Origin of the sequence: Lactiplantibacillus sp. 30.2.29 (genome assembly GCF_018991255.1) — a bacterium.
GTDB lineage: Bacteria > Bacillota > Bacilli > Lactobacillales > Lactobacillaceae > Lactiplantibacillus > Lactiplantibacillus pentosus.
On the sequence record NZ_JAGYGU010000076.1, the window covers coordinates 1 to 2466 of the forward strand.

Genomic DNA, 2466 nt, shown 5'->3' on the forward strand with positions numbered 1-2466 from the left:
TTTAATATTTTCAGTCACGTAAATTGTCACTCCTTCTCTTAAATCACGTCTCACATCAAATTCCTCCTACACTCTGATGTGATTCATGATACAAAAAATGTAGGAAAACCAACAGTTTTAACCTGCCGTTTTCCTACATTTTACGGGTGCCGTTTACAACCTGGAATCTATTTTGAAATTACCCAAGCCAACTGAGGCCTTTATGAGTGATATTCATGGCGAATTTAATGCATTTCAACATGTGGTGCGAAATGGTAGTGGAAATGTAAAAAGTAAGATAAAGGATTGTTTTCAGGGTGAACTGACAAATGAGACACTGACTCACTTTGCATTTTTGGTATATTATCCAAGTGAACAATTGATGGAAGTAACTTCAAGCTTATCTAGTCAAGAGTTACATCAATGGTATTTAACTAATGTCCAACGATTGATTAGGTTACTGGGATATACTGCTAGTAAGTACACCCGTTCTAAATTACGTAAAGCTATTAACCCAGCATTTGTATATGTTACAGAGGAACTACTGTACAGTGATAATCGAGACCAAGATAAACAAGCCTATTATTGGGCTATTATCGAAAACTTAATCGAACTTGGTCAAGTGGATTCCTGGATTAAAATGGCTTGTGCAACCATCCAGCATCTGACAGTGGATCATATACACATAGTTGGGGATATTTATGACCGTGGACCAGCGCCTGATAAGATAGTAGATGTCCTCATTGACCGTCAGTCAGTTGATTTTCAGTGGGGAAATCATGATATTCTCTGGTTAGGAGGTGCCGCTGGTTCAGCAATATGTATTTGTAACTTGATCCGAATCTGTGCACGATATAATAATCTCACTATTCTAGAAGATGCTTATGGCATTAATCTGCGGCACTTAGCACGGTTTGCTGAACGTTATTATCAAGATAATCTGGCTTTCCGACCAAAAAGTAATTCATCTAATTTATCAGTAGAAGAAGATGAAACCAAAGAAATAACTAAAATACACCAAGCAATCAGTATCATCCAATTTAAGTTAGAAGGTGCAGTCCTAAAGAGACGACCAGAATTTAATATGGAAAAACGATTGTTACTTGATAAAATTAGCGCAGACAGGAAGTATATAACACTTCTCGGACATAATTATACTTTGAGTAATACGTGCTTTCAGTTGGTAGATGTAAATAACCCCTATACACTTACCGATGAGGAACAAGCTATTATTGATAAACTTGTCATGGCTTTTACGCATTCAGAAAAGTTACAGCGTCACATGAAATTCTTAATGAGCCATGGTAGTATGTATCTGCGTTATAACAACAACCTATTAATTCATGGATGTGTGCCAACAGATGAGCAAGGAAACTTTATTGGCCTGATTTTGAATGGTCATGAATATGTTGGGCCAGAGTTATTCGATTTTTTAGAACAAAATTTGCGGGACAGTTATTCACAAACAAATAGACAAGACAATCTGTCTATGGATTTGTTGTGGTATATGTGGGCTGGCCCCAACTCCCCACTATTTGGCAAACAAAATATGACTACATTTGAGCGTTACTTTATCGCTGATAAGGCTACACACAATGAAAACCCAGATCCATACTATCAATTGCGACATAATGAGAAGTTTGTAAGAAAGTTATTGGGGGCATTCGGGCTTGACCCGGATACTAGTCATGTCGTAAATGGTCATACACCGGTAAAAAAAGGAACTTCGCCTATCATGGCAAATAAGAAGATGGTGGTCATTGATGGTGGCTTTTCACGACCATATCAGAAAGTGACCGGCATTGGTGGGTATACGTTGCTTGATAATTCATTTGGTATGCAGTTGGTCACACATGAGCCATTTATTTCTAAAGTAGCAGCAATACCTGATTTAACTGATATTGTGTCGACTAAACGAGTTGTAGAGACTGAAGATAAGCGGCGTACCGTGGCAGAAACCGATATAGGTCGTGAAATAAAAGTACAAATTAAGGAATTAAAACAGCGACTTCAAGAACTGAAGAAATAATGGCCCTGAGGCCAATTATGTATAATCTACTAGTAGGTGACTAAGCCATTTGAAGCGAGATTGAATGACCTTAAATGTCAAATTAAGTTAGAAATTGTCAGCTGTTCATCAGTGATTTGATTTACGAATGCCTCAAGTGGTGTTTGGTAATTAAGACTGCTTTGAGGCAACTCGATAAGTTTTCACCTTGGTTTTCCAAAAGGAATAAATCGTGGTGAGCTTGTCTACGGTAAGATGAATATAGGCCTTTTGTGGTAGACTTTTGATTTTAACACTCAACAGCCGACTACAAATGGCTTTTTTAGTATTAACTTAATTTTACAAACTGAGAGATCTAAACAAGTTGCTTCTAAATACGTGTTATAGTAAAACACTAAACGCATTTCGATGAATAAAAATGGTCTGATCTCAGTAAAGTACTGAGATCAGACCATTAATTAAAACTAAATATAATTTTG

At 36.9% G+C, this 2466-nt stretch carries 1 pseudogene; it reads left to right on the top strand.

From position 1 onward, the window contains the following. Nucleotides 1-157: 157 nt before the first annotated feature. Nucleotides 158-2008, top strand: a pseudogene (locus KGF65_RS16485) (fructose-1,6-bisphosphatase); the annotation flags it as partial. Between the last annotated feature and the right edge of the window lie 458 nt (nucleotides 2009-2466).